Origin of the sequence: Moorena sp. SIO3I8 (genome assembly GCF_010692325.1) — a bacterium.
In the GTDB taxonomy this organism is placed as follows: Bacteria; Cyanobacteriota; Cyanobacteriia; order Cyanobacteriales; family Coleofasciculaceae; genus Moorena.
Genome location: NZ_JAAHHW010000316.1, coordinates 1 through 1,873 on the forward strand (window position 1 = coordinate 1; position 1,873 = coordinate 1,873).

1 protein-coding gene and 1 pseudogene are annotated in these 1,873 nt (G+C 48.0%); both read left to right on the top strand.

Annotation, left to right across the window (positions count from 1 at the left end; genetic code table 11):
* Positions 1-311: pseudogene (locus tag F6K51_RS36565) on the top strand (glycosyltransferase family 2 protein); the annotation flags it as partial.
* A 1,257-nt stretch (positions 312-1,568) separates the two neighbouring features.
* Entirely contained in the window at positions 1,569-1,754 is a 186-nt protein-coding gene (locus tag F6K51_RS36570; RefSeq protein ID WP_293030886.1) for a hypothetical protein, read from the top strand.
* The last annotated feature ends 119 nt before the right edge of the window (positions 1,755-1,873 follow it).

Below are 1,873 nucleotides of genomic sequence, written 5' to 3' on the forward strand. Positions count from 1 at the left end.
ATACCTCGTGCCCAGTACGACTCGTGGTTGAGTGGGAAAACCGCGCCCGTGCTTACCATTCGAGGTATCTAGCTCGTCGGGCAGTTACCTTGAGAGATGGTGCCATGGCTGTCCAATTCTTCAACGAAGCTCTGGGGAGCTACTGGCAGATGCTCTGGGAAGAACCACGTCGTACGGTGTTAACTGGGGCTGCGGCCTATTTGCTCTGGCTTATACCTGAGAATCTTTACAAGCATATAGAAGCTTTAGCTTTAAAAACCACAGGGTCTTCACAAAAGCGCCGGATTTCTCAAGCAATCAGAGGTACATGAAATTTCATCTATTAGCAAATAGGTAAAGCTCTGCTACCAATGCATGCTGGTTAATGGGTAATGGATAATGCCTCTGTCAATCATCCATTACCCATTAACTATCTGTAGCATCTACAGGACTTACGCGGTGAAGTTTATTTCGCCCCCCTATCCCCCCAATTCTGGGGGGGAATGATGTCAAAGTCCCCCAGAATTGGGGGACCAACGGGGGCAAATGCGTAAGTCCTGATCTATAAAGCGATACAGCAAAGCAACAGGGAGTCTCCACAGGGCAAACAGCGGTGCCGACACAGGTTACCCACACAGCCCCGGGAGCAGGTCTTGCAATGCTTAAACATTAGTACTATTTTCCAGTAGAGCAAGCAATTACCCATGAGGGGGCTATAGATAATGTACAAATATTCATCCAGGACTAGCTCCCCTGATGACCTATTATAGAAGAAGTCAGAAGTCAGAAGTCAGAAGTCAGAAGTCAAACTCTTGCGCTTACTTAGGTTTGAGACTTTTGTCATGTCCGCGCCTGCCCTGGCGACTGCTATACCTATTACCTATTACCCATTACCTATTACCTTAGTACTTTTGTTCGGCAAAAGTGACATGCTCCCCACAGCCCCTCCTCACAGGGGTAGGTTTTTAACAAAGACGTGAGGTGTGGGGTGTAGGGGGTGGGGTGTAGGGTGTGGGTGATCAGAAAGCGATGCAGCGCGGTCTTGGGGGTTTCCCCCATGAGCGACTGCATCAAGACAATATACTTAATTTGTCGTTGTCTTGATGGAATAGCGAGTGGGGGAAACCCCCGCGTGAAGGTAATGGTGCGCTTTCCGTAGGCGAATTAAATTCGCCACGGGTCGCACCATTAGCATCGCTAAAAATCATCATTGTCTTGATCCCAAGCGCGAGTGGGGGAAACCCCCGTGAGGCCACTGCATCGCTTGTCTGTACCCCCACACCCCACACCCCACACCCAATACCCCACACCTGAGGTCAAAGTAAAAAACCTACCCTTATGAGCACAGCCCCTCCCCATTAGCGACGGCATCAAGACAGTGAAATTGGATATTTTGTGAGTTGTAGCTAATTGTAAAATTTCTGTCTACTAATTGTGAAAATTATGTCTAGTCTTTATAAATGAAATCTCTCGGTAGATAGTTTTTTTTTGCTATACTTTTTAAGTATGATTTACTTGTATAAAGTCTGGTTGTAACGCTTTTATATAAGCTGACAGCCATGGTATCTTGAAATCATGATATTGCTTAATTGTCTACTTGTGGCGTTAGCTGTATTGTAAGCATTCAGCCGTCAGCCGTCAGCCGTGAGCTTTTAGCTCACGCTACGCGAACAGCCTTGTGGCACAGGCTTTGGCCACGCTACGCGAATGGCCACGCTACGCGAATGGCCACGCTACGCGAATGGCCACGCTGTGCGAACGACGCTGTGAGGTAACTCAGCATTATTCCAATGCTTACTTGTTTTATTCCAAAGCTGATAGCTGTTCGCGAAGCGTGCGCGTAGCGCTTTAGCTGTTCGCGAAGCGTGCGCGTAGCGCTTTAGCTGAATGCTTA